At 70.8% G+C, this 3,107-nt stretch carries 3 protein-coding genes; 1 reads left to right on the top strand and 2 read right to left on the bottom strand.

Annotated elements, in window-relative coordinates; translation table 11 throughout:
• Nucleotides 1-26: 26 nt before the first annotated feature.
• Nucleotides 27-1,724 carry an AMP-binding protein gene (locus tag VIM26_RS18320; RefSeq protein WP_331953873.1) on the bottom strand — a complete coding sequence of 566 codons (1,698 nt, stop codon included), beginning with the start codon at nt 1,722-1,724 and terminating at the stop codon, nt 27-29.
• A gap of 216 nt (nt 1,725-1,940) precedes the next feature.
• Here VIM26_RS18320 and VIM26_RS18325 point away from each other — a divergent pair, with 216 nt between their 5' ends.
• Nucleotides 1,941-2,819, top strand: coding sequence for a class II glutamine amidotransferase (locus tag VIM26_RS18325; RefSeq protein WP_331953874.1), 879 nt, complete (start codon nt 1,941-1,943; stop codon nt 2,817-2,819).
• Between the two features lie 40 nt (nt 2,820-2,859).
• Here VIM26_RS18325 and VIM26_RS18330 read toward each other — a convergent pair.
• Nucleotides 2,860-3,107, bottom strand: a 248-nt coding sequence (locus tag VIM26_RS18330; RefSeq protein WP_331953876.1) for a hypothetical protein, incomplete at its 5' end; no start/stop codon positions are given.

A 3,107-nucleotide genomic window follows, 5' to 3' on the forward strand; every position in this document is an offset into this window, starting at 1 on the left:
TCCGAGCGTTGACGTCCTATAGGACGTCAACGCTCGGACGTTGCGGGGGTGGTGGGGTCAGGCAGGACGCGGTGGTCATCCTGGCGGATCTGCACCCGGCGGATCTTGCCCGAGATCGTCGTCGGCATCGCGTCGACGAACGCGATCACGCGCGGGTACTTGTACGGCGCGGTGCGGTGCTTGACGAAGGTCTGGATCTCTCGTCCGAGCTCGTCGGTCGGCTCGAACCCCCCGGCGAGCACGATCGTGGCCTTGACCACCGCGCCGCGGACCTCGTCCGGCATGCCCGTGACCGCGCACTCCAGCACCGCGGGGTGTGCCATGACGACGCTCTCGACCTCGAACGGGCCCACCCGGTAGCCGGAGGTCTTGATCATGTCGTCGGTCCGCCCGACGTACCAGAAGTAGCCGTCCTCGTCCCTCCGGGCCAGGTCATGGGTGTGGTAGATGCCGTCGTGCCACACGGTCGCGGTCGTCACCGGGTCGCCGTGGTACCCGCTGAACAGGCCGAGCGGCTTGCCGCCGTCGGGCACCCGGATGCAGATCTCGCCGTCCTCGCCGGTGGCGGCCTCGGTGCCGTCCTCGGCGAGCAGCACGACGTCGTAGCCCGGGGAGGGCAGGCCCATCGACCCGGCCTTGGTCGGCTGCCAGTAGTTCGTCACGACGGCGAGGGTCAGTTCGGTCTGGCCGTAGCCCTCCTTGAGCTCGAGCCCGGTGAGCTCCTTGAACTTCTCGAAGACCACCGGGTTCATCGCCTCGCCCGCGATGGTGCAGTGCGCCAGCGCCGACAGGTCGAAGCGGGACAGGTCCTGCTTGATGAGGAACCGGTAGACCGTCGGGGCCGCGCAGAACGTGGTGACCCGGGCGCCGGCGAGGTGCTCGAGCAGCAGGACCGGGTTGAACCGGTCGAAGTCGTAGACGTCGACGCAGGCCTCCAGCAGCCACTGTCCGTAGAGCTTGCCCCAGACCGACTTGGCCCAGCCGGTCTCCGAGACCGTCAGGTGCAGCCCGTCGGGATCGACCTTGTGCCAGTACTTCGCGGTCGCGATGTGCGCGACCGGGTAGGAGAAGTCGTGCGCGACCATCTTCGGCTGCGCGGTCGTGCCCGAGGTGAAGTACAGCAGCATCGGGTCGGTCAGCGCGGGCAGGTCCTCGCCGGTCGGGCGGACGAACGGCGCGGCGCCGGCCAGACCCTCGTCCAGGTCCAGCCAGCCGTCCCGGTTGCCGCGCACACCGATCTTCACCAGCGGACGGCCGAGCTCGGTCTCGGCCGCCTCGACCTCCTGGGCGACCTGCCCCTCGAGCGTGCACAGCACGGCGGAGATGTCCGCCTCGACGAGCCGGAACACCAGGTCGTACGCCTTGAGCTGGTTCGTGGCCGGGACCGCGACGGCCCCGATCTTGTGCAGCGCCGTGATGGCCCACCAGAACTGCGGGTGCCGCTTGAGGATCAGCAGCACCCGATCCCCCTTGCGGATGCCGAGGGACAGGAAGTACGACGCCGCCTGGTCGCTGAGCCGCGCCATCTCCCCGAAGGTGAAGGTGCGCTGCTCGCCGTCGTCGTTGCACCAGCGCAGCGCACGGCGGTCCGGGGACTGGGCACCGATCCGGTCCACGACGTCGTACCCGAAGTTGAAGTCGGGCGGGCAGCTCAGCGCGAAGGACCGGGGGTGACCGGCCTCGTCGAGGTCCTCGGTGAGGTACTCGGTGTGCAGAGCAGCCATGGAGTTCTCGTCCTTCGTGTTCTGCGTTCGGTTCGCTCGCCTCGGCACGCTCAGCCGAGACAACCTCGTGACCTTAGCGCGCCCGCGCCGACGCGGGTTGGGACCTCGGGATGTTCGGGATGCCCGGCGAGAGCGGCGGCGGGATGCTGGCTGAGCGGGAGATCGTCTCCGGAGCTACCTGCTCGACAGGCATCGCAGTGGGAGGTGATTCGCCGGATGTGCCGCCTGTTCGGCCTGCACGGCGGCGCCACCGCGGTGCGCGCCACGTTCTGGCTCGTGGACGCCCCGGACAGCCTCTCCGCCCAGAGCCATCGCAATCCCGACGGAGCCGGTATCGGAGTTTTCGACACTGACGGCCTGGCGACGATCGACAAGAAGTCCATCGCGGCGTGGCAGGACGTCCGGTTCGCCTCCGCGGCGCACGACCTGCGCGGCACGACGTTCGTGGCCCATGTCCGATACGCCAGCACGGGCGGCCTGACCCTGGCCAACACGCACCCGTTCCTGCAGGACGGCCGGCTGTTCGCGCACAACGGCGTGGTTCACGCCCTGCCCGACCTGGACGCGCGCCTCTCCGACCTGGGCGTCGCGCGGGTCGTGCACGGCGACACCGACAGCGAACGGATCTTCGCGCTGATCACCGGCGAGACGCGCCTGCACGACGGCGACGTGGACGCGGGCCTGGTCGCCGCGATCGCCTGGATCGGCGAGAACCTGCCGGTCTACGCCCTCAACTTCGTGCTGAGCACCGGCACCGATCTGTGGGCGTTGCGCTACCCGGCGACCCACGAGCTGTACGTGCTGGAACGTCCGGCCGGCGGCACGGGCACCGAGCGCGACCTCGACGCGCGCAGCGATCGGATCCACGCGCGATCCGCCCACCTGGCCAGCACCGCCTCGGTGCTCATCGCGAGCGAGCGGATGGACGACGACCCGGGGTGGCGGCTGCTGGAACCCGGTGAGCTCGTGCGCGTGCACGCCGACCTGAGCATCCGGTCCAGCACTCCGTTCCCTCCCGAGCCCCGCCACCGGCTCACGCTCTCCGACCTCGACCCGCTCGCCGCGGCGTCGCAGCACCCCGCGGCGCTATTTTGACGTCCGCCTTCGAGCGGCGCTGCGGCGCGGCGACCTCGGGTCAGACGTCGCCGCTCTCATCCTTGGTCAACCACGACGGCGGAGGAGGTGGCGGGGTGGGCGCGGCCGGCCACTGCGGGGCGGCCGGCGCCGGTGGCGGAGGTACCGGCGCGGCGCCTGCTCGGGGCGGCGGCGGGTACCCGCTCGAGCCGGCGGCGCCGGGCGGGGGCGGCGGCGCGGTCTGCAGCACGAACGAGCGGATCGCCCCGCGCGCCTCGAGCTCCTGGAGTGCGGCCGTTACCCGCAGGG

It is taken from the genome of Pengzhenrongella sp. (assembly GCF_036565025.1).
Lineage (GTDB): Bacteria > Actinomycetota > Actinomycetes > Actinomycetales > Cellulomonadaceae > Pengzhenrongella.

Excerpts from the sequence above, each read along its gene's own strand:
- VIM26_RS18320 (WP_331953873.1), bottom strand. The coding sequence starts at position 1,724 with ATGGCTGCTCTGCACACCGAGTACCTCACCGAGGACCTCGACGAGGCC.
- VIM26_RS18325 (WP_331953874.1), top strand. The coding sequence starts at position 1,941 with ATGTGCCGCCTGTTCGGCCTGCACGGCGGCGCCACCGCGGTGCGCGCC.